The following is an 851-nucleotide window of genomic DNA, read 5'->3' on the forward strand; positions in this document are numbered from 1 at the left end:
TGGGTATCGCTGTCACTGTCAGTGACTTCAATACTGATCACCGCCCCGATTTCATCACAGGTCCCGCTAATGGTGGGGGTGGCACTGTTGAGGTTGGACAGCGCATCCAGGTTTAATATGGGCAAGGTGAGATCGATAAGGCCAGAGGTGCTAACCGAAGCCAGATTCCCCGCGGCATCGAGCACCGACACATCCACATTGAGTAACCCTTCTGCGGCATCGGCCGGTAAATCGATGGTAAAGCTTCCGTCTGGTAAAACCGTGGTGGTAAAGGTTTGGGTATCGCTGTCACTGTCGGTGACTTCGATACTGATCACCGCCCCAATTTCATCACAGGTGCCGCTAATAGTTGGGGTGGCGCTGTTGAGGTTAGACAAAGCATCCAGGTTGAGTATTGGGAGCGTGAGATCGATAAGGCCAGAGGTGCTAACCGAAGCTAGATTCCCAGCGGCATCGAGCACGGACACATCCACATTGAGCAAGCCTTCTGCGGCATCGGCCGGTAAATCGATGGTAAAGCTACCATCGGGCAGCACCGTAGTGGTAAAGGTTTGGGTATCGCTGTCACTGTCAGTGACTTCAATACTGATCACCGCCCCGATTTCATCACAGGTCCCGCTAATGGTGGGAGTGGCGCTGTTGAGGTTGGACAGTGCATCCAGGTTCAGTATGGGCAAGGTGAGATCGATAAGGCCGGAGGTGCTTACTGACGCGAGATTCCCAGCGGCATCGAGCACCGACACGTCCACATTGAGTAACCCTTCGGAAGCCGCAGCCGGTAAATCGATGGTAAAGCTACCATCGGGCAGCACCGTAGTGGTAAAGGTTTGGGTATCGCTGTCACTGTCAGT

The 851-nt window shown here is 54.1% G+C and carries 1 protein-coding gene; it reads right to left on the bottom strand.

What is annotated here, in order from left to right; all coding sequences use genetic code 11:
• A partial coding sequence (locus tag V5298_RS20760) for an Ig-like domain-containing protein (RefSeq protein WP_332933305.1) occupies positions 1-851 on the bottom strand: 851 nt, incomplete at both ends.

The sequence above is a fragment of the Alteromonas sp. 14N.309.X.WAT.G.H12 genome (assembly GCF_036697315.1).
In the GTDB taxonomy this organism is placed as follows: domain Bacteria; phylum Pseudomonadota; class Gammaproteobacteria; order Enterobacterales; family Alteromonadaceae; genus Alteromonas.